This is a genomic window from Aeromonas sp. s12 (assembly GCF_040907925.1).
Lineage (GTDB): Bacteria > Pseudomonadota > Gammaproteobacteria > Enterobacterales > Aeromonadaceae > Aeromonas > Aeromonas veronii.
The window spans coordinates 1-26,407 of record NZ_JBFOCT010000017.1 but is presented as its reverse complement, the minus strand read 5'-3'; the positions used below and the strand labels follow the sequence as shown (position 1 = coordinate 26,407).

Annotated in this window: 21 protein-coding genes and 1 pseudogene; 13 read left to right on the top strand and 9 right to left on the bottom strand. The window is 56.1% G+C overall.

Annotated features, from left to right (window positions below):
• Nucleotides 1–9: 9 nt before the first annotated feature.
• Nucleotides 10–585, bottom strand: coding sequence for a hypothetical protein (locus AB5Y67_RS08760; RefSeq protein WP_064336238.1), 576 nt, complete (start codon nucleotides 583–585; stop codon nucleotides 10–12).
• A gap of 76 nt (nucleotides 586–661) precedes the next feature.
• Between AB5Y67_RS08760 and AB5Y67_RS08755 the strand changes: the two genes are divergently transcribed.
• From AB5Y67_RS08755 to lolE, 3 genes are all read left to right on the top strand, one after another.
• Complete coding sequence (locus tag AB5Y67_RS08755; RefSeq protein ID WP_325793760.1) at nucleotides 662–1,897, top strand: lipoprotein-releasing ABC transporter permease subunit; 1,236 nt, start codon at nucleotides 662–664, stop codon at nucleotides 1,895–1,897.
• Between the two features lie 88 nt (nucleotides 1,898–1,985).
• Complete coding sequence (lolD, locus tag AB5Y67_RS08750) at nucleotides 1,986–2,684, top strand: lipoprotein-releasing ABC transporter ATP-binding protein LolD (protein ID WP_005336988.1); 699 nt, start codon at nucleotides 1,986–1,988, stop codon at nucleotides 2,682–2,684.
• Entirely contained in the window at nucleotides 2,684–3,925 is a 1,242-nt protein-coding gene (gene lolE, locus AB5Y67_RS08745; RefSeq protein ID WP_201941651.1) for a lipoprotein-releasing ABC transporter permease subunit LolE, read from the top strand. Before lolD ends, lolE begins: the two co-directional genes overlap by 1 nt.
• Before the next feature lie 87 nt (nucleotides 3,926–4,012).
• Here lolE and yfbR read toward each other — a convergent pair whose 3' ends face one another.
• A complete protein-coding gene (gene yfbR, locus AB5Y67_RS08740) occupies nucleotides 4,013–4,603 on the bottom strand; it encodes a 5'-deoxynucleotidase (protein WP_047436789.1) in 591 nt (196 codons plus the stop codon).
• Nucleotides 4,604–4,696: 93 nt separating this feature from the next.
• Nucleotides 4,697–5,131 carry a YccF domain-containing protein gene (locus AB5Y67_RS08735; RefSeq protein ID WP_005336982.1) on the bottom strand — a complete coding sequence of 145 codons (435 nt, stop codon included), beginning with the start codon at nucleotides 5,129–5,131 and terminating at the stop codon, nucleotides 4,697–4,699.
• A gap of 441 nt (nucleotides 5,132–5,572) precedes the next feature.
• On the opposite strand from AB5Y67_RS08735, the gene tig reads away from it, so the two are divergent.
• The 6 genes from tig (at nucleotide 5,573) to ppiD (ending at nucleotide 14,011) form a co-directional block, all read left to right on the top strand.
• Entirely contained in the window at nucleotides 5,573–6,883 is a 1,311-nt protein-coding gene (tig, locus tag AB5Y67_RS08730; RefSeq protein ID WP_201941650.1) for a trigger factor, read from the top strand.
• Between the two features lie 86 nt (nucleotides 6,884–6,969).
• On the top strand, nucleotides 6,970–7,593 hold the full coding sequence (gene clpP, locus AB5Y67_RS08725) for an ATP-dependent Clp endopeptidase proteolytic subunit ClpP (protein WP_005336979.1): 624 nt from the start codon (nucleotides 6,970–6,972) through the stop codon (nucleotides 7,591–7,593).
• 70 nt (nucleotides 7,594–7,663) lie between these two features.
• Nucleotides 7,664–8,938 carry an ATP-dependent protease ATP-binding subunit ClpX gene (clpX, locus tag AB5Y67_RS08720; RefSeq protein ID WP_005336977.1) on the top strand — a complete coding sequence of 425 codons (1,275 nt, stop codon included), beginning with the start codon at nucleotides 7,664–7,666 and terminating at the stop codon, nucleotides 8,936–8,938.
• Between the two features lie 141 nt (nucleotides 8,939–9,079).
• Nucleotides 9,080–11,434: an endopeptidase La gene (gene lon / locus AB5Y67_RS08715; protein ID WP_005336976.1), complete on the top strand. Its 2,355-nt coding sequence runs from the start codon at nucleotides 9,080–9,082 to the stop codon at nucleotides 11,432–11,434.
• 240 nt (nucleotides 11,435–11,674) lie between these two features.
• Nucleotides 11,675–11,947: a nucleoid-associated protein HU-beta gene (hupB, locus tag AB5Y67_RS08710; RefSeq protein ID WP_005315375.1), complete on the top strand. Its 273-nt coding sequence runs from the start codon at nucleotides 11,675–11,677 to the stop codon at nucleotides 11,945–11,947.
• Nucleotides 11,948–12,097: 150 nt separating this feature from the next.
• Nucleotides 12,098–14,011, top strand: coding sequence for a peptidylprolyl isomerase (gene ppiD / locus AB5Y67_RS08705; protein WP_005336975.1), 1,914 nt, complete (start codon nucleotides 12,098–12,100; stop codon nucleotides 14,009–14,011).
• A gap of 268 nt (nucleotides 14,012–14,279) precedes the next feature.
• Here ppiD and AB5Y67_RS08700 read toward each other — a convergent pair whose 3' ends face one another.
• From AB5Y67_RS08700 to AB5Y67_RS08680, 5 genes are all read right to left on the bottom strand, one after another.
• A complete protein-coding gene (locus AB5Y67_RS08700) occupies nucleotides 14,280–15,872 on the bottom strand; it encodes an ABC-F family ATPase (RefSeq protein WP_040068106.1) in 1,593 nt (530 codons plus the stop codon).
• Between the two features lie 167 nt (nucleotides 15,873–16,039).
• Complete coding sequence (locus AB5Y67_RS08695) at nucleotides 16,040–17,692, bottom strand: cation acetate symporter (protein ID WP_026035062.1); 1,653 nt, start codon at nucleotides 17,690–17,692, stop codon at nucleotides 16,040–16,042.
• 11 nt (nucleotides 17,693–17,703) lie between these two features.
• Entirely contained in the window at nucleotides 17,704–18,015 is a 312-nt protein-coding gene (locus AB5Y67_RS08690) for a DUF485 domain-containing protein (RefSeq protein WP_005336970.1), read from the bottom strand.
• Nucleotides 18,016–18,120: 105 nt separating this feature from the next.
• Nucleotides 18,121–18,747 carry a 3'-5' exonuclease gene (locus AB5Y67_RS08685; RefSeq protein WP_201941648.1) on the bottom strand — a complete coding sequence of 209 codons (627 nt, stop codon included), beginning with the start codon at nucleotides 18,745–18,747 and terminating at the stop codon, nucleotides 18,121–18,123.
• A gap of 2 nt (nucleotides 18,748–18,749) precedes the next feature.
• A complete protein-coding gene (locus AB5Y67_RS08680; protein ID WP_201941647.1) occupies nucleotides 18,750–20,537 on the bottom strand; it encodes a putative nucleotidyltransferase substrate binding domain-containing protein in 1,788 nt (595 codons plus the stop codon).
• 168 nt (nucleotides 20,538–20,705) lie between these two features.
• Between AB5Y67_RS08680 and AB5Y67_RS08675 the strand changes: the two genes are divergently transcribed.
• The 4 genes and pseudogenes from AB5Y67_RS08675 (at nucleotide 20,706) to AB5Y67_RS08660 (ending at nucleotide 25,113) form a co-directional block, all read left to right on the top strand.
• Nucleotides 20,706–21,512 carry a crotonase/enoyl-CoA hydratase family protein gene (locus AB5Y67_RS08675; protein ID WP_110303848.1) on the top strand — a complete coding sequence of 269 codons (807 nt, stop codon included), beginning with the start codon at nucleotides 20,706–20,708 and terminating at the stop codon, nucleotides 21,510–21,512.
• 18 nt (nucleotides 21,513–21,530) lie between these two features.
• Nucleotides 21,531–22,057: pseudogene (locus AB5Y67_RS08670) on the top strand (phage portal protein); the annotation flags it as partial.
• A 60-nt stretch (nucleotides 22,058–22,117) separates the two neighbouring features.
• Nucleotides 22,118–22,369, top strand: coding sequence for an ogr/Delta-like zinc finger family protein (locus AB5Y67_RS08665; protein ID WP_042067783.1), 252 nt, complete (start codon nucleotides 22,118–22,120; stop codon nucleotides 22,367–22,369).
• Between the two features lie 470 nt (nucleotides 22,370–22,839).
• On the top strand, nucleotides 22,840–25,113 hold the full coding sequence (locus tag AB5Y67_RS08660; RefSeq protein WP_201941643.1) for a type I restriction enzyme HsdR N-terminal domain-containing protein: 2,274 nt from the start codon (nucleotides 22,840–22,842) through the stop codon (nucleotides 25,111–25,113).
• Between the two features lie 241 nt (nucleotides 25,114–25,354).
• Here the strand turns inward: AB5Y67_RS08660 and AB5Y67_RS08655 are convergent, their stop codons facing one another.
• Nucleotides 25,355–26,302 (bottom strand): IS30-like element ISAs2 family transposase, encoded by a 948-nt coding sequence (locus AB5Y67_RS08655; protein WP_019706001.1) that lies wholly within the window; start codon nucleotides 26,300–26,302, stop codon nucleotides 25,355–25,357.
• Nucleotides 26,303–26,407: the final 105 nt, after the last annotated feature.

The following is a 26,407-nucleotide window of genomic DNA, read 5'->3' as shown; positions in this document are numbered from 1 at the left end:
TCGCTCTGGTTAGCGCTGACGTTCTTGGGCGCGCAGCTTGAGCTGCTTTGATTGCACGTGGAGGCTGGCACGAACCAGCAGTTCACGGTCATCTTCGCGGATCCGCACATAGTCGAGCTGCACATGGGTGCCATGTTCACCGCCGTCGAGCTGTTTGACCTGGCCATAGCAGTAGATGGCGGCCGCCTCTTCCCGCAGGAAGATCTTGAGGCGCACGATCTGGTGCAGGTGCGGCGCATCCCCGTGACCGTGATAGGGGTGCAGGTAGGTGAGTTGACCTGCCCCGAAGCGCAGGGTGTGAAAGCGCTGCTCCGGATGGTCCTGCAGGGAGAGCACATAGCCCATGATCATGTCGATCTTGCGGGACTGCTGATTGACGATCTCGATCAGATCGTGCATCGACTCGTTCTGGTTGCGCAGCAGTCGAGTGGTCACCAGATCGATGGAGGTAATGGCCGAAGAGATCCGAAAGGGCTCCGGCAGCTCAGCGTCCAGCTCCTCCAGCGAGGGGAGGTGGAAGTCGGCCGGCATGGGGATCACATTGACCGGCGTGGCATGAGTGACGCTGAAGAACTGTTCCTGCATGGAGGCTATCCCTTGTTGTCATGGACGGTTTCCCTTTATTATCCGGTATCTTATTTTGTTGGCAACGTACATATCCTTGAAGACCGGACTTTTTCAGCCCCTTTCGCTGGCCATCGGCCTGCGTTATGCAGGCTCGAAGCGCAGCAATCGCTTCGTCTCATTTATCTCCCTGTTCTCTACCTTTGGCATCGCCATCGGGGTTGCCGCCCTGATGGTGGTCATTTCGGTGATGAACGGTTTCGAAGGGCAGCTCAAAGGGCGCATCCTCGGGGTGATCCCCCATGTGGTGGTGACCAATCAGGCTGGCCGCATTGATGCAGACCCGCAAGGCTTGCCGGATCTGGCCAAATTACCCAATGTGGTTGCCTCGGCCCCCATGCTCGACAGCGAAGGGATGCTGCAAAGCCCCGGTCAGCTGACCGGGGTGAGCGTGCAGGGGATCGACCCTGCAAAGTGGCCCAAGGATGACATCCTCCACAGCCAGATGCTGGGGGGGCGACTCGATACCCTGCAGGCAGGCCACTACCGCATCGTGCTGGGGCAGGGGGTGGCTCGTCGCCTCAATGTCTCCATCGGCGATCAGGTTCGCCTGATCCTGACCGAAGGGACCCGCTTCACCCCGTTTGGCCGGGTACCGGCCCAGCGCCTCTTTACCGTCTCCGGCATCTTCGGGGTCGGCGCCGATGTGGATAACCAGATTGCGCTGATCGCGCTGGGGGATGCCCAGCGGCTGCTGCGCATGCCGCCAGAAACCGTCGGTGGCATTCGCCTCTGGCTCGATGATCCCTTTGCCGCTGACGAGGTGATCAAGACACCGTTGCCGGATGGGCTGTTGTGGCAGGATTGGCGCCGCGAGCGGGGCGAGCTGTTCCAGGCGGTCGCCATGGAAAAACGGATGATGGGGCTGATGCTGGTGCTGATCATCGCCGTCGCCACCTTCAACATCCTCTCTGCGCTAGTGATGGTGGTGACGGACAAGGAGGGCGAAGTGGCCATCCTGCGCACCATGGGCATGAGTGAATCGGGGATCGTCAAAATCTTCATGGTGCTTGGCGCTTCCAGCGGAGTGATTGGTGCTCTGTTTGGCGGGCTGGCTGGCCTGGCGCTCTCCTTGGGTCTCAACCCCCTGCTCAATGCGGTGGGGCTCAACCTCTATATGGCGGCGGGCGGCAGTGGCCTGCCGGTGATTGTCGAGCCGGCTCAGGTCATCACCATTTTGCTGGGCGCCGTGTTGCTGAGCTTCAGTGCCACCCTCTACCCGGCGGCCCGCGCTGCGCGGGTGAAACCGGCCGAGGCGCTGCGTTATGAGTAATGCCGTGAATAATGCATCTTCTGTTGTGACTGGTGCCCCCGTTGTTGCGGGTGCCAGCGTTGTTACCGAGGCAAGTGGAGCCCCTGTTATGAATGAAGCCGTATCCCGTGAACCTCTGCTGCGCTGCCAGGCGCTCAACCATGTCTATAAAGAGGGGGAGCTGGAGACTCAGGTGCTCAAGGGGATCGATCTCTGCGTCGCACCCGGTGAAATGCTGGCGGTGGTGGGGAGCTCCGGCTCCGGCAAGACCACTCTGCTGCATCTGATGGGGGCGCTGGACAACCCCTCCAGTGGCGCCGTGCTGTTCAAGGGGGAGGATATCCACCATTGGGATAGCCGCACCCAGGCCCGTTTTCGCAACCGCGAGCTGGGCTTTGTCTACCAGTTCCACCACCTGCTCTCCGAGTTCAGTGCGCTGGAAAATGCGGCCATGCCGCTGCTGATCGCCGGTGAGTCGGTGGCGGTTGCCACCGAAAAGGCGACCAAAATGTTGGGTAGGGTAGGGCTCTCCCATCGTCTCAACCACAGACCGTCCGAGCTCTCCGGTGGCGAACGCCAACGGGTGGCGATCGCCCGGGCGCTGGTCAACGAACCGAGTCTGGTGCTGGCGGACGAGCCGACCGGTAACCTGGATCACGCCAGTGCCACCGCAGTGTATGAACTGCTGTGTGAACTGAATCGTGAACTGGGCACCGCCTTTGTGGTGGTGACTCACGACTTGAGCCTGGCGGCCAAGCTCCATCGCCGGGTGACCCTGGTGAGTGGCGTGATGGCGGAGGTTGCCTGATGTTCAAACCGCTGCCCCTCTTTCTGGGCCTGCGTTACAGCCGCTCCCGCCGTCGCAACGGGTTTATCGCCTTTATCTCAGCCTCTTCCCTGATCGGTATCGCCCTCGGGGTGATGGCGTTGATCCTGGGCCTCTCCGCCATGAACGGTTTCGAGCGGGAGCTTAAAGATCGGGTGCTCTCGGTCGTGCCGCAAGGTGAGCTGGACGCCGTCGAGCGGCCGCTGCCGGATTGGCCACGTCTGCGCGACTACCTGCTGGCCCAGCCGGGCGTTGAGGCGGCAGCGCCGGTCATTCGCCTCAATGGCCTGCTGGAGCATGGCTCTGCCCTCAAGGGGGTGCAACTGCGCGCCGTGCTGCCCGATCTGGAAACCAATCTGTCGGATGCCGGCAAATACATGACGGGCCGTGGTCTGCGTGAGCTGCAACCGGGTGAACGTGGGGTGATCCTTGGCAAGACCATCGCCGACAAGCTGGGGGTCAAGGTGGGGGATTCGGTCGCCCTGCTGCTGCCGCAAGGGGGTGATCAGGCGGGGATCAAGAATCCTCGGCGCGAAGCCCTGACCGTGGTGGGGCTGCTGGAGATCGGTGGTCAGCTCGACGGTCTGCTCGGCTTTATGCATCTGGCCGATGCGCAAGCGATCACCGGCATGGGCAGCGGCGTGGAGGGCTTCAGCCTGCGGGTGAGCGATGTGCTCAAGGCGCAATCCATCACCGTAGCCGCCGCGCAGCAGTTCCCTCATCACGTCTATATCCGCAGCTGGATGAACAGCCAGGGCTACCTCTATCAGGACATCCAGATGGTGCGTACCGTCATGTATGTGGTGATGCTGATGGTGGTGGCTGTCGCCTGCTTCAACATCGTCTCCACCCTGGTGATGGCGGTGAACGAGAAGCGCAGCGAGATCGCCATCCTGAAGACCATGGGGGCGAGCCCCGGCCAGATCCGGCTCACCTTCGTCATTCAGGGGATGGTCAACGGCGTGGCCGGTGCCCTGCTCGGCGCCCTGCTGGGCGGGCTGCTCTCCAGCAAGCTGACCCAGATCCTGAGCGTTGTCGAAAAGCTCATCGGTCACCGCTTCCTCAATCCGGATATCTACTTTATCGACTTTTTGCCGACCGAGTTGCATATGCAGGATCTGCTCATCGTGACGGGCGCCGCCATCCTGATGAGTCTGGTGGCGACCCTCTATCCCGCCTGGCGGGCGAGCGGTCTGGTGCCATCTCGCGAGCTGGGTCACTGATGCGTTGCATCTAATGCGCAATAAAGAACGAAGGGCCCGCTGGTGCAAACCGGCGGGCCCTTCTGTTTTCAGGTCATGTAGACTGGCTTAGTGAGCGTTAAGCTCATCGAGTGGCAGGGAGAAGCTGGCTACGAAGGTGTCGATAAAATAGCGCATCTCATCGCTCATCCGGGCTGCCAGCATGGCTTCAAGGCGCTTGCGAGCCGGTTCGAACTCCCGGTTGCCCGCGTTGATCTCCTCCAGACACTTGGTATAGGCGCAGAGGGTGTCGGCATCCTTGACCAGCCTGGCCAGCTCGTCATCCTGGGCTGCCGAATCGAGCAGGGGGCGAAAGTCCTCCACCAGTTCCGGCGGCAGCATGCCAAGCAGACGCTGCTCGGCGGCCAGTTCTATCTTCTTGTACTCGCGGGCGATCTCGGGGTTGAAGTATTTGACCGGGGTGGGCAGATCGCCGGTCAGCACCTCGCTACTGTCGTGGTAGAGGGCCATCACCGCGGCGCGGTCGGCATTCACGCTGCCGCCAAACAGCCGGTTTTTGATGATGCCGAGGGCATGGGCCACCATGGCCACCTGCAGGCTGTGCTCGGCAATGTTTTCCGGCTGGATGTTGCGCATCAGGGGCCAGCGGTAGATGAGTTTCATGCGGGCGAGATTGGCGAAAAAGTGGCTGGGTAACATGATGGCCTCAACAAAAGAGAATAGAAAAGGGCAGACCCTAGTCTGCCCTTTTTTTTCGTTGCAGGGCAGCGTCTGCCCGCGTATTTCCCGCAGTTAGCGGATATAGCGGCCCGATTCCGCCTCCTGGTTGGTCACAATCATCTGGCCGATGGGCGCCAGACTGATGAGTGCCAGCTTGAGGTGCTGGATACCGAACGGGATACCGATAATGGTCACGAAGCAGGCCAGCGCGGAAGCGATGTGGCCGATGGCCAGCCAGACACCGATCAGCACGAACCAGAGGATGTTGCCAATCAGCCCCAGCGTGCCGGTGCCGATATCGCTCTGGCCGGTCATGGTTTTGCGATTGACCGCCTGCTTGCCAAACGGGAAGAAGGTAAAGGTGCCGATCACGAAGCAGGCTCGTCCCCAGGGGATACCGACCAGCGAGATAAAGCAGACAAGACCGGCCAGCCACCAGGCCAGGCCCATAAAGACACCTCCCAGTACAAACCAGAGCAGATTGAACAAGAAGCGGAAAAAGGCCATGTGAGTGACTCCAGATCATCAATTTGGTTGCCACCATAACGAGGGAGGGGTAGGGACGCAATGGTTGATTGGTCCAATCGCCATTTGGCTGGTCAAATTGAGTCGCCGCCCGCAACGGTGGGCTGTTTTTCGGCGAAAGATGGGCAATAAAGCGGCGTTCGGATGAAAAAAGGTGAGCAAACGCAAAATTATTGCCATCGGATAGTTGAAGTCGGGCACCTCTCTCCCCATATAAAGGGCAGTTTTGCACGAATTGTGCTTGCACGCCGCTCAATGTGGGGGATGTGTGGCTCGACTCGACCAAAGTGCGCCGCTATAATGCCGCGTCATATTTTCTCATCACAAAGACATATCGTTGTCTTTATAAACAGGAAGACTCCGGGCTTTGCCCAGGGGCAATAAAGGGTCAGCACACAGTGCTGAGTTGAACGAGGTAGAAGAATGCAAGTTTCTGTAGAGACAACCCAGGGTCTGGAACGCCGTCTTACCATCACTGTACCGGCCGCTACCGTAGACGCCGCTGTGCGTAAAGAATTGAATGGCCTGGCCAAAACTCGTCGCATCGACGGTTTCCGTCCTGGCAAGGCTCCGGTTGCCATCATCAAGAAGATGTTCGGCGCCATGGCTCACGCCCGCGTTGCTGATGAAATGATGCAGAGCAACTTCATCAAAGCCATCATCGAAAACAAACTGAGCCCGGCCGGTGCCCCGACCATGGAGCCGAAAGAGATCAAAGAAGGTCAGGATTTCGAATTCACCGCCACTTTCGAAGTGTATCCGGAGTTCGAAGTTGCAGGTCTTGAGACCATCAAGGTCGAGAAGCCGGTTGCGACTGTGAAGGATGAAGATCTGGCCAACATGATCGACACCCTGCGCAAGCAGCACGCTACCTGGGCTGATGCCGATGTTGCCGCTGCCAATGGCATGCGTGTGACCATGGACTTCGTCGGTTCCATCGACGGTGAAGAGTTCGACGGCGGCAAAGCTGAAGGCTTCAACCTGGTGCTGGGCGCTGGCCGTATGATCCCGGGCTTCGAAGACGCCATCCTGGGCAAGAAAGCGGGCGACGAGTTCACCATCGAAGTGACCTTCCCGGCTGATTACCACGCTGAAAACCTGAAAGGCAAAGAAGCCAAGTTCGCTTCCAAGCTGATCAAGGTTGAAGAGCAGATCCTGCCTGAGCTGACCGAAGAGTTCGTGAAGCGTTTCGGTATCGAAAGCGGTTCTGTTGAAGAGCTGAAAGCCGAAGTGCGCAAGAACATGGAGCGCGAACTGGCTCAAGCCCTGAAAAACAGCGTGAAAGAGCAGGTTCTGAACGGTCTGGTTGAAGCCAACCAAATCGACCTGCCGAAAGCAGCTGTTGCTCAAGAGATCGACGCACTGCGTCAGCAGGCTCTGCAGCGCTTCGGTGGCTTCCAGGGCGGCAACGCTCCCGAGCTGCCGGCTGAACTGTTCCAGGCTCAAGCCGAGCGTCGTGTACGCGTAGGCCTGCTGCTGGGTGACGTGATCCGCACCAACGAGATCAAGGCTGACGATGCCCGTGTAAACAGCATCATCGAGTCCATGGCGACTGCCTACGAAGATCCGAAGGAAGTGATCGAGTACTACCAGAAGAACGAACAGATGCTGAACGGCGTTCGTAACCTGGCAGTAGAAGATCAAGCTATCGACCTGATCCTGTCCAAAGCGCAAGTGACCGAAAAGGAAGTTGCCTTTGACGAAGTGATCAACAAGTCTGGCGCCGCTGCCTAAGAACATTTGACTTAAGGTCAAGACTGTTAAGTATAATGGCTCGTGTGATCTCCACTCGGGCCATTTTATTTTAGGGACAATGCCTTATGTACAAGAACTATAACGATATGACCGATTCTCCCAGCAATGCGCTGGTCCCCATCGTGGTCGAACAGACTGCCAAGGGTGAACGTTCCTACGATATTTACTCCCGTCTGCTGAAAGAGCGGGTGATCTTCCTGACCGGTCAGGTTGAAGATCACATGGCCAATCTGGTGGTTGCCCAGTTGCTGTTCCTCGAGTCCGAGAATCCGGACAAGGATATCTATATCTACATCAACTCGCCGGGTGGTTCGGTGACTGCGGGCATGTCCATCTACGACACCATGCAGTTCATCAAGCCGGATGTCAGCACCGTCTGCATGGGGCAGGCCTGCTCCATGGGTGCCTTCCTGCTGGCTGGCGGTGCCAAGGGCAAGCGTTTCTGCCTGCCAAATGCCCGCGTGATGATCCACCAGCCGCTGGGTGGCTTCCAGGGTCAGGCATCTGATATCCAGATCCACGCCCAGGAGATCCTGAAGATCAAAAATACCCTGAACGAGCGCCTGGCGTTCCATACCGGTCAGGACATGGCTACTATCGAGCGTGACACCGATCGTGACAACTTCATGTCCGCCGAGCAGGCCGTTGCTTATGGTCTGGTAGACGGTGTCCTGAGCCAGCGTAGCTGAGCAGGGTGTCCCGGTCTGTTGTAAACTCAACAGGCCGATCCATCCTCTATTGATAAAACGAGGTTGCTGAATGACAGAGAAACGCAAGGGTGAGGGTGATAAGCTGCTCTACTGCTCTTTTTGCGGCAAAAGCCAGCATGAAGTGCGCAAGCTGATCGCTGGCCCTTCCGTCTACATATGTGATGAGTGCGTCGAGCTGTGCAACGACATCATCCGCGAAGAGATCCGCGAGATCTCTCCCAAGCGCGATGGTAACGAGCTGCCGACCCCTCATCAGATCCGCGCTCATCTCGATGACTATGTGATCGGGCAGGAGTACGCCAAGAAGGTGTTGGCCGTTGCCGTCTACAACCACTACAAGCGTCTGCGCAACAGCGGCGAAAACAGTGGTGTGGAGCTCGGCAAATCCAACATCCTGCTGATTGGCCCGACCGGTAGCGGTAAAACCCTGCTAGCCGAGACTCTGGCTCGTCTGCTGGATGTGCCGTTCACCATGGCCGATGCGACCACCCTGACCGAAGCCGGTTATGTGGGCGAGGACGTGGAGAACATCATCCAGAAGCTGCTGCAAAAGTGCGACTACGACGTAGAGAAGGCCCAGCGTGGCATCGTCTATATCGACGAGATCGACAAGATCTCCCGCAAGTCGGACAACCCCTCCATCACCCGCGATGTCTCCGGGGAAGGGGTGCAGCAGGCACTGCTCAAGCTGATCGAAGGGACCATCGCTTCCGTGCCGCCGCAAGGCGGTCGCAAGCACCCGCAGCAGGAGTTCTTGCAGGTTGATACCTCCAAGATCCTCTTCATCTGTGGCGGTGCCTTTGCCGGTCTGGACAAGGTGATCGAGCAGCGTTCCGTGAAGGGAACCGGTATCGGTTTTGGCGCCGAGGTGAAATCCAAGGATGCCAAGGCCACCCTGAGCGAGACCTTCGCCAAGGTAGAGCCGGAAGATCTGATCAAATATGGTCTGATCCCCGAGTTCATCGGCCGTCTGCCGGTGGTCGCGACCCTGACCGAGCTGGATGAGTCTGCCCTTATCCAGATCCTGAAAGAGCCGAAAAACGCGCTGACCAAACAGTACGCGGCGTTGTTCGATCTGGAAGGGGTCGAGCTGGAGTTCCGTGACGACGCACTCAACGCCATTGCCCGCAAGGCGATGGAGCGTAAAACCGGTGCTCGTGGTCTGCGTTCCATCGTGGAAGCCGTGTTGCTGGATACCATGTATGACCTGCCTTCTCTGGAAGGGGTCAGCAAGGTGGTGATCGACGAGACCGTGATCAAAGGGGACTCCGCGCCCTTGATGATTTACGAAAATCCCGAGACCCAGGCAGCTGCATCAGAGTAAATGTCTGATTTTTAATCAAATGGAAGGGGCTTTTTGCCCCTTTCATGCTTTTTACGGTTTCGGCGATTGAATCTCATCTCAGCGCCCCCATATACTCAGCCAAGCGCTTTGCCAACGGTATAACAAGCCGAGAGGACATATATGAACCTAGAGCGTTCAGAACGCATCGAGATTCCCGTCCTGCCTCTTCGTGACGTGGTGGTTTATCCCCACATGGTCATTCCACTCTTTGTGGGGCGGGAAAAATCCATTCGCTGTCTGGAAGCGGCCATGGAGCAGGACAAGAAAGTCCTGCTGGTGGCCCAGAAGGATGCGTCAACCGATGAGCCGACTGTGGAGGAGATCTTCACCGTCGGGACAGTGGCCAATATTCTGCAGATGCTCAAGCTGCCGGACGGCACCGTCAAGGTGCTGGTAGAGGGGGGGCAGCGTGCCCGCCTGGAGCGGATGATCGACGACAAGGATTTCTTTGTCTGCGAGGCCCAGTACATCCCCTCCCAAGCCATTGAGGAGAAGGATCAGGAAGTGCTGGTTCGCTCCGCCATCGGCCAGTTTGAAGGCTATATCAAGCTCAACAAGAAGATCCCGCCCGAGGTACTGACCTCGATCTCGGCGATCGACGATGCAGCGCGTCTGGCTGACACCATGGCGGCCCACATGCCGCTCAAGCTGGAAGACAAGCAGAAGGTGCTGGAGATCGTCTCTGTCTCCGAGCGCATCGAATTCCTGATGGCGATGATGGAGTCGGAAATTGACCTGCTGCAGGTTGAGAAGCGCATCCGTACTCGCGTCAAGAAGCAGATGGAAAAGAGCCAGCGCGAGTATTACCTCAACGAGCAGATGAAGGCCATCCAGAAAGAGCTGGGTGAGCTGGAAGATAGCCCGGATGAGTTTGAAGCCCTCAATCGCAAGATTGAAGAGGCTGGCATGCCGGAAGATGCCCGTGAAAAGGCCCAGGCCGAGCTCGCCAAGCTGAAGATGATGTCTCCCATGTCCGCCGAGGCTACCGTGGTTCGCAGCTATGTGGACTGGATGGTACAGGTGCCGTGGAAGGCGCGATCCAAGGTCAAGAAAGACCTTGGCAAGGCGCAAGAGGTGCTGGATGCCGATCACTATGGCCTTGAGAAGGTCAAGGATCGCATCCTCGAATATCTGGCGGTGCAGGCGCGCGTCAATAAGCTCAAGGGCCCCATCCTCTGTCTGGTTGGCCCTCCCGGTGTGGGCAAGACCTCGCTGGGTCAATCCATCGCCAAGGCGACCGGCCGCAAATATGTGCGGATGGCCCTCGGTGGGGTGCGTGATGAAGCGGAGATCCGCGGTCACCGCCGTACCTATATCGGTTCCATGCCAGGCAAGCTCATCCAGAAGATGGCGAAAGTTGGCGTGAAGAACCCGCTGTTCCTGCTCGACGAAATCGACAAGATGAGCTCGGACATGCGTGGCGATCCCGCATCCGCCTTGCTGGAAGTGCTTGATCCGGAACAGAACAACAGCTTCAACGATCACTATCTGGAAGTGGATTATGACCTGTCGGACGTCATGTTCGTGGCTACCTCCAACTCCATGAACATCCCGGGTCCCTTGCTGGACCGGATGGAAGTGATCCGCCTCTCCGGTTACACCGAAGATGAGAAGCTCAACATTGCCAAGCAGCATCTGGTTGCCAAGCAGATCCAGCGCAACGGCCTGAAAGAGTCCGAGATCACCATCGAAGATTCTGCCCTGGTCGGAGTGATCCGCTACTACACCCGCGAGGCGGGTGTGCGGAGTCTGGAGCGCGAGATCTCCAAGATTTGTCGCAAGGCGGTCAAGCGCATTCTGCTGGACAAGAGCATCAAGCATGTTCAGGTCAATCAGGAGAACCTCAAGGAGTTCCTCGGGGTGCAGCGTTTCGATTACGGCAAGGCCACCGACCAGAATCAAGTGGGTCAGGTGTGTGGTTTGGCGTGGACCGAAGTGGGGGGCGATCTGCTCACCATCGAGACCACCAACATGCCGGGCAAGGGCAAGCTCACTTATACCGGTTCCCTCGGTGACGTGATGCAGGAGTCGATCCAGGCGGCCATGACAGTCGTACGGGCCCGTGCCGAGAAGCTGCGCATCAACGCCGACTTCTACGAGAAGCGCGATATCCACGTGCACGTACCGGAAGGGGCAACCCCGAAAGATGGTCCGAGCGCCGGTATCGCCATGTGCACCGCCCTGGTCTCCAGCTTGACCGGTAATCCGGTTCGTGCTGATGTGGCGATGACAGGGGAGATCACCTTGCGCGGCGAAGTGCTGCCCATCGGTGGTCTCAAGGAGAAGTTGCTGGCAGCCCATCGTGGCGGCATCAAGCGAGTGCTTATTCCGAAAGAGAACGAGCGTGACCTTGAGGAGATCCCGGCAAACGTCAAACAAGACCTTGAAATTTATCCGGTTCGCTGGATTGACGAGGTGCTGGAATTGGCGTTGCAGGACAATCCACAGGGGTTTGAGCGCGTTTCTGTCGTGTAAATGTTGATGCGCCGCAAATTTGGCGCATTCGGCGGGTGGTTAAGGCTTGCATGCGCCCGATAACGGAAGTAGCCTTGACCACCGATCGGGTACTCGTGATGAGTCGCAATGCGTTGTGTGGCGCGGGTTTGCGCCAGATTGTCACTTGCAACTGATCAGGAGGCTTGCTATAAAACCTCCACTTGTTGTGGCCAGGGAAATCAGCGCCGCAGCGGTGTTTGATAAAAGGGGAATATAAGAGTGAATAAATCTCAACTGATTGACAAGATTGCAGACGGTGCCGATATCTCCAAAGCTGCCGCTGGCCGTGCGTTGGATGCCTTCATTGATGCTGTTGGTGAAGCGCTGAAAGAGGGTGACCAGGTTGCTCTGGTTGGTTTCGGTACTTTCGCTGTACGCGAGCGTGCTGCCCGTTCAGGCCGTAACCCGCAGACTGGCGCGACCATCGAAATCGCTGCTGGTAAAGTTCCTGCCTTCAAAGCCGGTAAGGCCCTGAAAGACGCTGTTAACTAAGTCGGTCGCTGATATCCGTCGGCTACCGTCCTTGGTCGCAGACCAGACAAGTTAGAGAGTATTCTCTCATACTGATTGACCAAGGCGCATCGCAATCGGTGCGCCTTTTTATTGTTTACGCCCATCGAGTTCGGGAGCATAAGTACAAACATGATGTTGGATAAACTACGCGAAGGGGCGCAGGGCAAGGTAGCCAAGGTTATCTTGGGCCTGATCATCCTCTCCTTTGCCTTGGCTGGTGTAGGTAGTTACCTGAACGGCCCGGCCCGTACCGCCCCCGCCACCGTCAATGGCACCGAGATCAGTGCTGCGGCACTGGAAAATGCCTACCGTAACGAGCGCGCCCGCATGGAATCCCAGATGGGAGAGGCATTCAGCCAGCTGGCCGCGAACCCCGATTACATGAAACAGTTCCGTCGCGGTGTGCTGGATCGCCTGATCGATCAGGCGCTGCTGGACAGCAAGGCCCGTGAACTGGGTCTGCGTATCAGCGACGAACAGATCAAGCAAGCCATCGTGGCCATGCCGGAATTTGCCGAGAACGGCAAGTTCAACAATGACCGCTATCTGCAGCTGATCCGTCGTGCCGGCATGACTCCCGAAATGTTCCGTGACTCCCTGCGTCAGGACATGGTGCGTCAACAGTTGATGAGCGCCCTGCTGGGCACCGAATTCTCCCTCAAGGGTGAAGCGGAGCAGCTCGACAAGCTCTACAACCAGACTCGCGATCTGCGTCTGGTGCGTCTGGCTGCTGCCAACTACATGGCTGACGTTCAGGTCTCCGACAACGAGCTGGAGCAGTACTACAAGACCAATGGCGCCCGTTTCATGAACGACGAGCAGGTCAAGGTTGACTATCTGCTGCTGGACGCTGCCAACCTCGCCAAGGATATCAAGGTCACCGAGCAGGATGCCCAGGATTACTACGATCAGCACCAGGATCTGTTCCAGCGTGCCGAGCGTCGCCACGTGGCTCACATCCTGATCCCGTTTGGCAAGGACGAGAAAGCGGCCGAGCAGAAAGCCGAAGCCGTGCTGGCCAAAGCCAAGGCGGGTGATGATTTCGCTGCGCTGGCCAAGGCTGACTCTTCCGATACCTTCTCTGCCAAAAAAGGCGGCGAGCTGGACTGGTTCGAGAAAGGGGTGATGGATCCGGCCTTCGAGAAAGCCGCGTTCGCCCTGAACAAGGCTGGCGATCTCTCCGGCGTGGTGAAGAGCCCGTTCGGTTTCCACATCATCAAGCTGCTGGGGGTTGAAGCAGCCCAGACCAAGCCGTTTACCGATGTGAAAGAAGAGACCATCACTCGTCTGCAAGCTGACAAGGCCAAGGAGAAATTCTTCGCCGAGCAGCAGAAGATGGCTGACAACAGCTTCGAAAACCCGGACTCGCTGGATCTGACCGCTGATGCCATGGGGATGAAGGTTCAATCTTCCGATTTCTTCACCCAGGCGACTGCTCCGGCTCCGCTGAACGATCCCAAGGTGCTCTCCGTGGCGTTCTCCGAACAGCTGCGCGATGACAACACCAACTCCGACGTGATCGAGCTGGCTGACGGCAAGGCGCTGGTGCTGCACATCACTGGTCACAAGCCCAAAGCGGTCAAGCCGCTGGCTGAGGTGAAAGAGCAGGTGATTGCCGCCATCAAGCATGACAAGGCTAGCGAAGTGGCCCGTGGCAAGGCCCAGGGCCTGCTGGACAAGCTGAAAGTCGGTGAGAGCATCACAGCCGATCTGACTGCACTCGGTCTGAAAGTGGAGACCCACAAAGGGGTTGCCCGCTTCGATCGCGAGCTGGATCAGAACCTGATTGCCCAGGCGTTCACGCTGCCCCATCCGATCGACGGCAAGCCGAGCGTGGCTCTGGTTGCCGAGACCAATGGTGACCGCGTTGTGGTTGCGCTGGACAAGGTCAACGTCCCTGCCGCCGCATCCGGCATGGCCGCCATGCTGCAAGCTCAGCTGGGTCAGGGCAAAGCCCAGGTGGATTACAAGTCTCTGATCGACGAGCTGCGCAAAGCGGCCAAGATCGAGTACTTCACCAGTGTGGAAGCGACCGTCGAGTAATCGGCACTACGCAACCCATTGAAAACGGCTCCTTGATGGAGCCGTTTTTTTATCTGTGGGCAAGAGGAGGATACTCAAGCTCTGTGCTCTGTGCTCTGTGCTCTGTGCTCTGTGCTCTGTGCTCTGTGCTCTGTGCTCTGTGCTCTGTGCTCTGTTCTGTGGCGTGTAGTCACACCGCGGTTATACGCCATCTCAGTCGTCTAAAAACGGGATATAAAAAACCGGCACCTGAGTGCCGGTTTTTCATTGCGAGCTTGCAAGGCGGGGGTTACACCACGCCCTGAGTGCGCAGGTAATCCTCGTAGGTGCCGCCGAAGTCGCGGATGCCATCTTCGGTCAGCTCCAGGATGCGGGTCGCCAGAGAGGAGACGAATTCGCGGTCGTGAGAGACGAAGATCAGGGTCCCTTGGTAGAGCTCCAGTGCCATGTTCAAGGATTCGATGGATTCCATGTCCAGGTGGTTGGTCGGCTCATCCATGATCAGGATATTGGGGCGCTGCATCATCAGCTTGCCGAACAGCATGCGACCCTGTTCACCACCGGAAAGCACCTTGACCGGCTTCTTGATGTCGTCCTGAGAGAAAAGCAGACGGCCCAGTATGGAGCGTACAGCCTGCTCGTCTTCGTTCTCCTGTTTCCACTGGGCCATCCAGTCGAACACGTTGAGATCAGTATCGAAATCTTCGGCGTGATCCTGAGCGTAGTAACCGATCTGGGCGTTCTCGGACCACTTGATGGTGCCGGTATCCGGAGCCAGTGCACCGACCAGGGTCTTGATCAGGGTAGACTTACCGATACCGTTGGTACCCAGAATGGCGACCTTTTCGCCCACTTCCATCATCATGTTGAGGCCCTTGAACAGGGGACCGTCGCCATACCCCTTGGATACACCTTCCACTTCCAGGATGTTGCGATAGAGCTTTTTGTCCTGCTCGAAGCGGATGAAGGGGTTCTGGCGGCTGGAGACCTTGACGTCCTCAATCTTGATCTTGTCGATCTGCTTGAGACGGGAGGTCGCCTGACGGGACTTGGAGGCGTTGGCGCTGAAACGGGAGACGAAGGATTGCAGATCGGCGATCTGGGCCTTCTTCTTGGCGTTGTCGGCCAGCAAACGCTCGCGCGCCTGAGTGGCGGCCAGCATGTAGTCATCGTAGTTGCCCGGGTAGACGCGCAGCTCGCCGTAGTCCAGATCCGCCATGTGGGTACAGACAGAGTTCAGGAAGTGACGGTCGTGAGAGATGATGATCATGGTGCTTTCACGTTCGTTGAGCACCTGCTCCAGCCAGCGAATGGTGTTGATATCCAGGTTGTTGGTCGGTTCGTCCAGCAGCAGGATGTCAGGGTTGGAGAACAGCGCCTGTGCCAGCAGCACCCGCAGTTTCCAGCCTGGTGCCACTTCGCTCATCGGGCCGTTGTGCTGCTCAAGGGGAATGCCGACACCCAGCAGCAGCTCGCCTGCACGCGCTTCAGCGGTGTAGCCGTCATATTCGGCGACCAGACCTTCCAGCTCGGCGGCCTTCATATAGTCTTCGTCGGTGGCTTCGAGGTTGGCGTAGATGGCATCGCGCTCGGCGATAGCCGCCCACAGCTCGGTGTGACCCATCATGACCACGTCCAGTACGCGCATATCTTCGTAGGCGAACTGATCCTGACGCAGCTTACCGATGCGCTCGTTGACGTCCAGGCTCACATTACCGCCAGTGGGCTCCAGATCACCACCGAGGATCTTCATAAAGGTGGACTTGCCACAGCCGTTGGCGCCGATAAGGCCATAGCGGTTGCCGCCGCCAAACTTGACGTTGATGTTCTCAAACAGCGGCTTGGCGCCGAACTGCATGGTGATGTTGTTGCTACTTAACAAGGTATGTGTCCCGATTGGTCTGTCAAATGGCGCGCATTATGGCACAGATCCCCCGAAAGTTTTAGCGAGAAGTGTGATCTTGATCGGGGCAAGCGGGGCGTGCAGCCGATTGATGGGCAATAAAAAAAGCCGGCGCGAAGCCGGCTTGGAAGGATGAACTTGAACTGTTAGTGGGAGGTGGCGCCAGAGGCACCCAGCCCGGTCTGGGAGCGAACGAACTGCGGCAGGAACTTGGCATGCTCGTCGGCGGCGTTCTGGGAGCTGTCGGTGATGGAGAAGAACCAGATCCCGACGAAGGCCAACCCCATGGAGAAGAGGGCAGGGTATTCGTAAGGGAAGATGGCCTGGGCATGGCCCAACACTTTCACCCACACGGTCGGACCCAAGATCATCAGGGTCACTGCGCTCACCAGTCCCAGCCAGCCACCGTAGACGGCGCCACGGGTTGTTAGGCGTGACCAGAACATGGAGAGGAACAGTACCGGGAAGTTGCAGCTGGCGGCGATGGAGAAGGCCAAACCCACCATGAAAGCGATGTTCTGCTTCTCGAACAGGATCCCCAGACCAATGGCAACCACACCCAGCACCAGAGTCGTCATTTTGGAGACACGCAGTTCATCGGTCTCGTTGGCCTTGCCCTTCTTCAGCACACTGGCATAGAGGTCATGGGAGACCGCAGAGGCACCGGCCAGGGTCAATCCGGCAACTACCGCCAGAATGGTGGCAAATGCCACGGCGGAGATGAAGCCGAGGAACAGGCTGCCACCGACCGCATTGGCTAGATGGACTGCCGCCATGTTGGTGCCGCCCAGCAGGGCGCCGGTGGCGTCCTTGAAGGCCGGGTTGGTGCTCACCAGCAAGATGGCGCCAAAGCCGATGATGAAGGTGAGAATGTAGAAGTAGCCGATAAAGCCGGTGGCGTAGAACACCGATTTACGCGCCTCTTTGGCATCGCTCACGGTGAAGAAACGCATCAGGATATGGGGCAGGCCAGCGGTACCGAACATCAATGCCAGGCCGAGCGAGATGGCGGAGATGGGGTCAGCAACCAGGCCACCTGGGCTCATGATGGCGATCCCTTTCTCGTGCACCTTGACCGCTTCGCTAAACAGGGCGCCGATATCGAAGTTGACCGATTTCATGACCATGATGGCCATGAAGCTGGCACCGGAGAGCAGCATCACTGCCTTGATGATCTGCACCCAGGTGGTGGCCAGCATGCCGCCAAACAGCACGTAGAGCACCATCAGGATGCCGACCAGCACCACGGCCACATGGTATTGCAGGCCAAACAGCAGCTCGATCAGTTTGCCGGCACCGACCATCTGGGCGATCAGGTAGAGGGCGACCACCACCAGCGAACCGCAGGCGGAGAGGGTACGCACTTCAGTCTGCTTCAGACGATAGGAGGCGACATCGGCGAAGGTGTATTTGCCGAGGTTGCGCAGCCGTTCGGCGATCAGGAACAGGATGATGGGCCAGCCCACCAGAAAGCCGATGGAGTAAATCAGACCATCGTAGCCGGAGGTGTAGACCAGCGCGGAGATCCCGAGGAAAGAGGCGGCTGACATATAGTCACCGGCGATGGCCAGACCGTTCTGGAAGCCGGTGATACGGCCACCGGCGGCATAGTAGTCAGAAGCCGAGCGGTTGCGCTTGGAGGCCCAGTAGGTGATGAACAGGGTGGCGGCTACAAAGACCACGAACATCACGATGGCCGACACATTGAGGGGTTGGCGTTGTACCTCGCCGGTCAGCGCATCCGCTGCCAGCAGGGGGGAGGAGGCCAGTGAGGCCAACAGCAGCCACTTGCCTTTCATGCTTTTTGCTCTCATGACTGCACTCCCTTGAGGATTTTCTGATTCAGCTCGTCAAACTCGCCGTTGGCCCGAAACACATAGATGCCGGTCAATACGAAGGAGGAGAGGATCAGTCCCACCCCGACCGGAATGCCACGGGTGACGGTGGTGCTGTCGCTGAGCGGGGTGCCGAGCCAACCGGGGGCAAAGGCGATGAGCAGAATAAACGCCAGGTAGAGTCCCAGCATCAGAGCCGAGAGGGCCCAGGCAAAACGCTGGCGCTTGGCGACCAGCTCCTGGAAGTTGGGATCTTGCTGGATCCTCAGATAGCTTTGCTGTTCCATTGCAGTTCTCCATGACATGAGTGTCAGCGGTGGATGGGGTAGCCCCGACGAGCAGGCAATCTGCTCATGTAAGCAAAATGTGAATTAAATGTTATTTCTCGACAATTAGACTTTGGGATAAGTGAGCGGCGAGCCACAGGTCAGGCGCAGGTAGATGAGCGCGGCCGTGGTGGCATCGGCAAGGGCATCGTGGGCGGGCAGGGATGGGAGTTCAAGGTGGCTGCAGATGGCACTCAAATGGAGGTCAATAGCCGCATCGGGGTAGCGGCGATAGAGGTGGTCGTGATAAAGCTGGCTTACCTCGATCCCTCGCTGGGGCAGGGTCAATCCCCACAATTTCTGGCAGGCGAGATTGAGAATACGCAGATCGTAGGCGATGTGATAGCCCACCAGTTCACGGGGGCCGATAAAGTCGAGCAGCAGGCGCAGCGCGGCTTCCAGCCCCATTCCCTGTTGCAGATCCTGATGGCGCAGACCGTGGATCACCACAGATTGGCTGGTCAGGCTGGCCGGTGGCTGTACCTTGATGGCGAGGGCCTCGCCGGTCAGCAGCCGGTTGCCCTGAATGCGCACCGCCCCGATGGAGACGATCTCGGCCTGCTCGGGATCGAGACTGGTGGTCTCGAAATCGAGGGCGATCCGTTCATCTTTCGGTGGGGTGGCAAAGAGCGGCGCGAACTCGCCCGTTCGGAACGCACGGCCATACCAGTAGCGTCGAACGCGGCTCAACATGGCTATTGTCTCAGACGAAAGTGCAAGGTGAGCCACTGCTGGAACTTCTTCACCTGATGCAGCGCCTGGCGCAGCAGATCACGTTCGCTGTGGCTGAGCTCGCTTGTCTGCACCCGACTATTGCCCCCCTTGAGCTGGCTGCGCAGCCTCAGCCGGATAAAGAGCCGGAACGCCTCCGCCAGATTGCTGCCATAGTCGGCACTGAGCCGATCGGCGGCCACCAGCGCATCGATACGCCCCAGGGTTGAGGTCTCCAGAATGCCTGCCTCAAGGGCCAACATGCGGATACCGTGCACCAGCGGGAACAGGCCGCCTCGCTTCAGATCCAGCCCTTCCGGTGGCTGCTCCAGCCGGCCAAAGAGGGTTAGCGGGGCATGGAAGGCCACCGCCGGTCGCACCATCTCCGCCAGCAGATCCCGTCTGTCCGCCAACTGCTCGCGCAGCGCTCTGGCAACCGGCAGATGGAGCTGTCGATCCCCCGCGATGGGGTGGGCGTCAGCAAGGGTGGCGAGCCAGAGCAGCTCATCCTCTTTTGCCGTGGTGCAGGCGCAGGCAATGGCGCTTTGCCACTCGCTGCCTGTTTTCACCCAGGCCGGATTGTTCACCATCACCTGCCCGGGGCACAGCGGGTAGCCGAGTCGCTCCAGCAGGACGCTGAATTCGGCCAGATCGGCTGTCTGGGTGGGCCATGTCAGCCCCTCTGGCAGGATCAGGGCGTTGTCCTGATCGGTTTTGAGGATCTGCTCGCCGCGCCCCTCCGAGCCCAGCATCAACAGGCAGACTCTATCCTGCACCTCGGGGGGGATCACCAGCGCAAAGGCTTTGGCGATCAGCTGTTCGTTGATGGTGGCGATCAGCTTCATCAAAAAGGCGGTGTGGATCCCCTGGGCAAACAGTGAGCGGGTCAGTTGTTGCTGTTCGCGGGCCACCGCCTCCAGTGCCGGCAGGCTGTCGGCACGGGCGATACGCAACGTCAGCACGTGGGAGTGGGTCGAGAAGAGCCCCAGCACCTGAGTCAGTTGCAAGATGCCCGCCACCTCGTTGCCACGCCACACCACCAGTCGCTTGATGCGATGGCGGGTCATCAGCAGCAGGGCATCAAACAGATAGCTCTCCAGCGATAGACCAATCAGCGGGGTAGGGGTCAGCACCGAGAGGGGGGCCGTCAGCGGCAATCCCTTGAGGGTCAGGGCGTGGAGCAAGGTCTTGCGGGTTGCCAGCGTGAGGGAGCCATCGTGGGCGGGGTAGAGCAGGCAATCGGTCCCCTTGCTCACCATGGCTTCGGTCGCCGCCAGCAGTGACAGCTTGCTGTCGACGATAAGCGGTGCTTGCAGGTGGCCGGGTTCGATGCGGGTCAGGATAAACTCCGCCAGATTCTTCTGACCCAGTTGTTCGCGTTGCTCCTGCTGGCGCTGGCGCTCGGCCAGATTGGCGGTGAAGTAGCTGGCAAACTGCGGATCCTGCTCACAGAGCGCCAGAAAGGTGTGGCGAGGGATGAGCTGACAGAGGCTATCTTCCAGCGCGGTGAAGCGGTGGCGGCAGCGACCATCAAACTGGGCGCGCACATCGAACAGGTCATCAACCCCGTAATCACCAAACTGGTGGTGAGGGGCTGACTCTTCCACCGCCCCCTTGATGATGAGATAGAGGCCGGGAGGCTCGCCCCCCTCCTTGAGCAGCAGATCCCCGGCCCGAAAATAGCAGAGCGAGAGGTGACGGGAGAGCCGCTCGCGCGCCTCCTCGTCCAGTCGGTCGAACGGTGGTCTGGCAAAATTGAACAGGGTTGACATGACAGCGTCCTCTGCTGGCTTGCGGCACTCATGCTGCTCCCAGTGTGACAAAGGGAGGGGGAGGCGACCAGCCGACTTTAGTCTCAGCTGTACCGCCTGTTCACACTCTGATAACGTGGTGGTATGACCAGTGAGTCAGTTTCAGGGATCAAGGAGAGGATAAGGGAGATGGAAAAACCAAGGATCAAATGCGAGATCCACGACGGGATTGCCGAAGTGATGCTGACGCGGGGGGATAAACTCAATGCGCTGGACCGCGCCATGTTCAGTGCCATCGATGAGACATTGACGCAGCTCACCCGGCACAAGGGGCTGCGGGCGGTGATCCTGCATGGCGAGGGGCGGGCCTTCTGCGCCGGACTGGATGTGAAGTCCATGCTGAGGCAGCCAGTGGCGGCGCTCGATATTCTCAAGCGCGAGGCGGACGAAGCGACCAATCTGGCCCAGCGGGTTGCCTATGGTTGGCACCAACTGCCGGTGCCGGTGATTGCAGTCACCCAGGGGGTCTGTTTTGGCGGTGGTCTGCAGATTGCGCTCGGGGCCGATTTTCGCTTCAGCACCCCTGATTGCCGCTTCTCGGTGATGGAGATCAAGTGGGGCATCATTCCCGACATGAGTGGCAGCGTCACCATGCGCAACCTGATGGGACTGGATACCGCCATGGAGTTGGCCATGAGCGGGCGCGAGCTCGATGCCATCGAGGCCAAATCCCTCGGGATGGTGAGCCGGGTCTGCGCCGATCCGCTGGTTGAGGCGCGGGAGTTTGCCCGCACCCTCATCACCAAGTCGCCCGATGCCCTGGCGGGGATCAAGCAGCTCTACAGCCAGGCCTGGGCCCGCAGCGATGAGGCGATGCTGAAGGAAGAGACTCGGTTGCAAAAGCAGATCCTGGGGCGACCCAATCAGTGGCGAGCCACCCTTAACAGCCTGTTTCGCTGGCGGCTGCCCTTCGGGCCGCGCCGCAATCCGCTCTGACTGCGAGCTGCACGAGCGATCTACGGCATGCCCGGCTACTTGGGCTGCCTGCAGTCGGCCCTGCTCAACCAAGATGCCACCCAGTTTCGGCGCAAATACTTCCTCAATGGCGCCCACATGGGCTTCATCTTCTACGCCACCGACCCGAATATGGACGACGACACTGAGGAGGAGATGAAGGAGATGATTGCGAGCAGCAAGGGGGTGGGGAACTTCCGTTCTATGTTCGTGAACATCCCGGACGGCAAGCCCGATGGCATCAAGCTTATTCCAGTGGGGGATATCGCCACCAAGGACGAGTTCGCAGCCATCAAGGGGATCACCGCTCAGGACGTATTGACCAGCCACCGCTTTCCGGCCGCGCTGGCCGGCATCATTCCGACCAATGGCGGAGGTGGGCTTGGGGATCCCGAGAAGTACGATGCCACTTATGCCCGCAACGAGGTGCTGCCGCTGTGCGAGCTTATCCAGGATGCCATCAACAGCGCGGGACTCCCGTCTCCCTGCGGGCCGATTTTCGGGAGAATATCGGTTCAACTGTATAAACAAACAGTGCTTGCTGTGGCAAGATAGGCTGTTGATTTGGATAGAAAAGGGAGGGCGTAATGCGGGTTTATTGCAAAGTGTGTGGCCAGCGGGGCCGCATTACCAAGACCAACCGACTGAGCGATGATGTCTCGGATCTCTACTGCCAGTGCACCGATGCCGAGTGTGGCCACAGCTGGGTGGCCACCCTGTCGTTCGCCCACACCCTAAGCCCCTCGGCCAAGACCACGAACCAGCTGGTGCTGAGCTTGATGGGATCGCTCACACCAGAGGGGAGGCAGTTGGTTCTGAAAGGACTGGGAGCGCAATAGCGTCCCCTGATCTTATTACCGATCTACTTGAAACCGTAATACATTCTTCATCTGAACTTATCGTGACGTAAGTTTGAGTTTAGTGGCGGTAGTCGCTGTACTGATACAGAAATGGTTAAAATATCAGCTGAGTGAGTCTGCGAATTCGCTCTCAAACTCATCCTTTTTACTCTTAGGCAAAAACAAGCCCTAAGATTGCATTTGACGTTTGGCGGGCTGCCTGAGAAGAAGTGAGGGGGCGATCACGTCTGTATCAGAACATGACGCACGAAAGTAGCTATAGGATTGAGCCATTTTGATAGTGATGCATAATAGTACTTTTGGTTTTGATAGATGCTGAGGTGTTTAGGATAGACTATACAGAACTAGTTCTCTATCTAAGCATAGGGTGTATATCAATATAGTAAGCCTTGTTCTAGCTTATATTATTGAGTTTCTCGCATTTTAATAAATAGAGAGTTTTAAATATTATGGAAGGCAATATAACTGAAGAGGAAGTAAGAACAAAAGTTGTTTATGAGTGGTTGCGATGTCGTGGCATTCAGGAAAGACAAATTCAAATAGAAAGAAAAGTTGTCTTCCAAGTCGGTCATGGCCAATCTGATAGTAAGCGATTTGGTAGGTATGATCTTTTAGTTCAGTCTAAAGCTGGAAAAAACCTAATTCTCTTTGAAGTGAAAGCTCCAGGAATAAAAATCACACATGATGCCATTGATCAGGCTGTGAGCTACGCTCGGATTCTTAAGGGGAATATGGCTCCTATTGTCGTTGTAACTAACGGAACTGAATGTGAGGTTTATAACTCATTAACCAAAGAGAATATTGGTTTTATTGACATATCAAATATAATGTCTGGTGGTTTTCATTATGCAGGCAATGAATATGAGATGATTAAGTCGGAGGCTATATCAATTCTAGCAAAAGATAGTCTGTTTATTAATTATATATGTATGGAGTTATCCAGGACTGAAATTGAACGTTTAAGTGGGGATATTAGTTCTGCTAAAAAACACTGTAATGAGTTATATGTTTCTTTAGGTGTTGAATACGATGGATGTTACGACGTTTTACTAGTTTCAGGACCTCCTCAATCAGGTAAAACAAATTTTCTCTGTCATGTATTCAATGAACTTATGTTGAAAGGACGCAATGCTCTTTTTATGCGTGCATCAACTGTAAGAAATGGAATTGTTCAACATTTGAAACATAGCCTTGTAAGCTATTTAAATATAGCATCTGATGCTAGTACCGTAGATGATGTAACGTGTAAAATTCTTGCCGGAAAAAACATTGTAATATTTATAGATGGTTTGAATGAAGTTAAAAGACTTGAAAGGGATGATATTATATCTGAGATTGAGAGAATTATTCGTCAAAAAGTATGTTTTGTATTAAGTTGTACGGATTCATTTGTTAGGACTATAAAAACAGACTGCAATAACAATCATGTCAATTTGTTTAATTTAAATAGAGAAGATTTGAGTTTCTCAGAGCTAAAAATACCTATGCTTGATGATAAAAAATACAGTGAAGTCATAGCTCATTATCAAGCGGCTTATAAGATAAGGTTAAACCCAAGGCAAAGACTTAGCTCAATTAATGCCATAGGTAAGTTCTATCATTTGATTAGTGTTGGTTACTCAGTTGATGAGTTGGATAGTGAATACAAAGTATTAGAAGTAATCCTTGAGGATAAATGTAGAATAATCTCAGAGATAGAAGAGTGCGACTGCAAAGATGCATTGTTATTTTTGGCCAAGAACATGGCAAGTAGTACATCAAGAGTAAAAGCATCTTTTTTTAGTAAGGCATTAACAGGGAGAGAATTTTCTGCTCTACCAGATGCGTTCAAAGTTCATGGGGTTTTAGAGGTAATAGATGGGTTTGTCGAATTTTATGATGAAACGTACAGAGATATTTTGTTGATTCAAGATTGTCACCATAATTATGATGCAGATAGTGTGATTAAAGTTATATCAGAGTATCCAAATAAAGATATCGGGGATACGTGTTTGTTTAAGTATTTGTGTTTTTATAATATTCCTGCCTCACATATATTTCACATGGATTTGACTGTTCAAATTAGAATGATTGATGCATTTATTTCTTATATAGACAGCTGTGAGCTAGCAAATTCCCATATCATAAATATGTTACTTGATTTAGTGGTGAATGGTATTAATAATGGTGAAATGCAAGCAGAAAAAGCAGAATCAGTTCTGACTTATATAGGTGAAGTTTGCACTAGGCAAGATGACATTCGAGTAAGTTATGTTAAAACTCAATATATACTAGGTTATTGCACTGATTCACTTGATTTTTCTAGTATGTACGACTTCAAGGAGCATCCTGAAGGATTTTATTGTGGAAATTACTCGTCGTTTAGTGTTTATAACTATCTTGGTGAGCTCATTAATGATTATTTTATTGAGGGGGATAGAGATGTTTTTAATAAAGAATATGAGTATGAAATAACAAGAGCTGTGAGTCTGTATGGCTCAGAATGTTTAAAAGCATTGGGGGTTTTCTACTTTAAATTGATGGGCCACATATTGAATTATGATTCATACATGTGTAGTTTTGGCTCTTATCTTAGCATTCTGGTGAATGATTTTAGAGAAACAGGAGCTGACGATGAACTTAAAACAATTCTTGATATATTGTTAGACTTAAAGTCTCTTTTATCTCAAAGTCACTTGTTTGATGATTTTATAAATGAAATAAAGAGTGAGATGAACATATAATCATGCACATGTACTCTCGGCATGTCTAACCTTTATCCGTTTATGGTAGGAGGTCCAATAGTGATTTAGTGTAACCATTCTTCAATATTTCTCGTTATGTTGCTGGACTATACTGGCCACTCACTTTTGTAGGCAACTGTCAGGTGAATACCATCTCCATACAGTAAGTAATATGGGTCAGGCATCTTAACGATATTTAGTTTACTTCCTCGCGAATTCAACTTCGAAGTGCGACACTCGCCTATGCCGCCTGACGGTACTCTTCGAATACCTTGACAGGCTGCCTGAATCCGAGACATTTCCGAGGTCGTAGGTTGAGCCACTGCTCCGCTCTCCTGACATCCTCGTCCGTGACCTCTCTCAGGTCTGTTCCCTTTGGGATAAACTGCCTCAACAGCCCATTGCTGTTCTCGTTCAGACCGCGCTCCCACGAAGAGTAAGGGTGCGCAAAGTAAGTCTCGGCACCCAGCGCTTCCTCTATCGCCTTGTGTTCGGCAAACTCGCCGCCGTTGTCAAAGGTGATGGTATGCACCTGCTCGATGTAGGGAGTTAACATCTCGATTATCGCATCCCGCACCACCCCAGCCTGTTTGCTCGCGACCCGCTTGACCAGATAGAGCCGGCTCTTGCGCTCCACCAGGGTGACCAGTGCACCTGTGCCTTGCTTGCCCAGCACCGTGTCCGCCTCCCAATCACCGAGCCGCTCCCGGCTATCGACGATAGCCGGCCGTTCATCAATAGAGCGGGCTTCCTTGATGGGAGAACGCAGGCTGCTCGCCCCCTTGCGGTAGCGCTTGTGGCCCTGGCGCAGATGGCGGTACAACTGGCCACCCCGGGCTTTGTCGGCGGCCACATGGCGGTATATCCACTCGTGACTCACCATGAGGCCTATCTGCTTGCCCACCGCGCTTATCTGCTCCGGGCTCCACCACCAGGCGAGTGTCAGCTCGACAAACTGGATGACATCGGCAGATAGCCGAGATTTGGCCGCACTGGCCCGTCGGTGGGTGGCGTGCTGATGCGCATTGTCTGGCTGGTAGCCCTGCGGCCCGGCGTTACGACGCAGCTCCCGGTAGAGGGTGGAGCGATGAACGCCAATGGCGCGTGCGGTGGCAAGGATGGACATCCCCTGTGCGCGAAGCACCGATAACTGGTATCGTTGCCCCTCGGTCAACTGCTGATAGCTCATGGTGATACTGCTTTTACTTTGGCGAGCAGAAGGGTACCACCAATCAGCAGTTGGCCACCTCTCGCCATTCATCCATGAGTGTCGCACTTATTATCTGAATTCCCG

Bases quoted from the DNA above. Each gene is read 5' to 3' on its own strand.
- AB5Y67_RS08760 (WP_064336238.1), bottom strand. From the start codon at position 585: ATGCAGGAACAGTTCTTCAGCGTCACTCATGCCACGCCGGTCAATGTG.
- lolD (WP_005336988.1), top strand. From the start codon at position 1,986: ATGAATGAAGCCGTATCCCGTGAACCTCTGCTGCGCTGCCAGGCGCTC.
- lolE (WP_201941651.1), top strand. From the start codon at position 2,684: ATGTTCAAACCGCTGCCCCTCTTTCTGGGCCTGCGTTACAGCCGCTCC.
- yfbR (WP_047436789.1), bottom strand. From the start codon at position 4,603: ATGTTACCCAGCCACTTTTTCGCCAATCTCGCCCGCATGAAACTCATC.
- AB5Y67_RS08735 (WP_005336982.1), bottom strand. From the start codon at position 5,131: ATGGCCTTTTTCCGCTTCTTGTTCAATCTGCTCTGGTTTGTACTGGGA.
- tig (WP_201941650.1), top strand. From the start codon at position 5,573: ATGCAAGTTTCTGTAGAGACAACCCAGGGTCTGGAACGCCGTCTTACC.
- clpP (WP_005336979.1), top strand. From the start codon at position 6,970: ATGTACAAGAACTATAACGATATGACCGATTCTCCCAGCAATGCGCTG.
- clpX (WP_005336977.1), top strand. From the start codon at position 7,664: ATGACAGAGAAACGCAAGGGTGAGGGTGATAAGCTGCTCTACTGCTCT.
- lon (WP_005336976.1), top strand. From the start codon at position 9,080: ATGAACCTAGAGCGTTCAGAACGCATCGAGATTCCCGTCCTGCCTCTT.
- ppiD (WP_005336975.1), top strand. From the start codon at position 12,098: ATGATGTTGGATAAACTACGCGAAGGGGCGCAGGGCAAGGTAGCCAAG.
- AB5Y67_RS08695 (WP_026035062.1), bottom strand. From the start codon at position 17,692: ATGAAAGGCAAGTGGCTGCTGTTGGCCTCACTGGCCTCCTCCCCCCTG.
- AB5Y67_RS08690 (WP_005336970.1), bottom strand. From the start codon at position 18,015: ATGGAACAGCAAAGCTATCTGAGGATCCAGCAAGATCCCAACTTCCAG.
- AB5Y67_RS08685 (WP_201941648.1), bottom strand. From the start codon at position 18,747: ATGTTGAGCCGCGTTCGACGCTACTGGTATGGCCGTGCGTTCCGAACG.
- AB5Y67_RS08680 (WP_201941647.1), bottom strand. From the start codon at position 20,537: ATGTCAACCCTGTTCAATTTTGCCAGACCACCGTTCGACCGACTGGAC.
- AB5Y67_RS08675 (WP_110303848.1), top strand. From the start codon at position 20,706: ATGGAAAAACCAAGGATCAAATGCGAGATCCACGACGGGATTGCCGAA.
- AB5Y67_RS08665 (WP_042067783.1), top strand. From the start codon at position 22,118: ATGCGGGTTTATTGCAAAGTGTGTGGCCAGCGGGGCCGCATTACCAAG.
- AB5Y67_RS08660 (WP_201941643.1), top strand. From the start codon at position 22,840: ATGGAAGGCAATATAACTGAAGAGGAAGTAAGAACAAAAGTTGTTTAT.
- AB5Y67_RS08655 (WP_019706001.1), bottom strand. From the start codon at position 26,302: ATGAGCTATCAGCAGTTGACCGAGGGGCAACGATACCAGTTATCGGTG.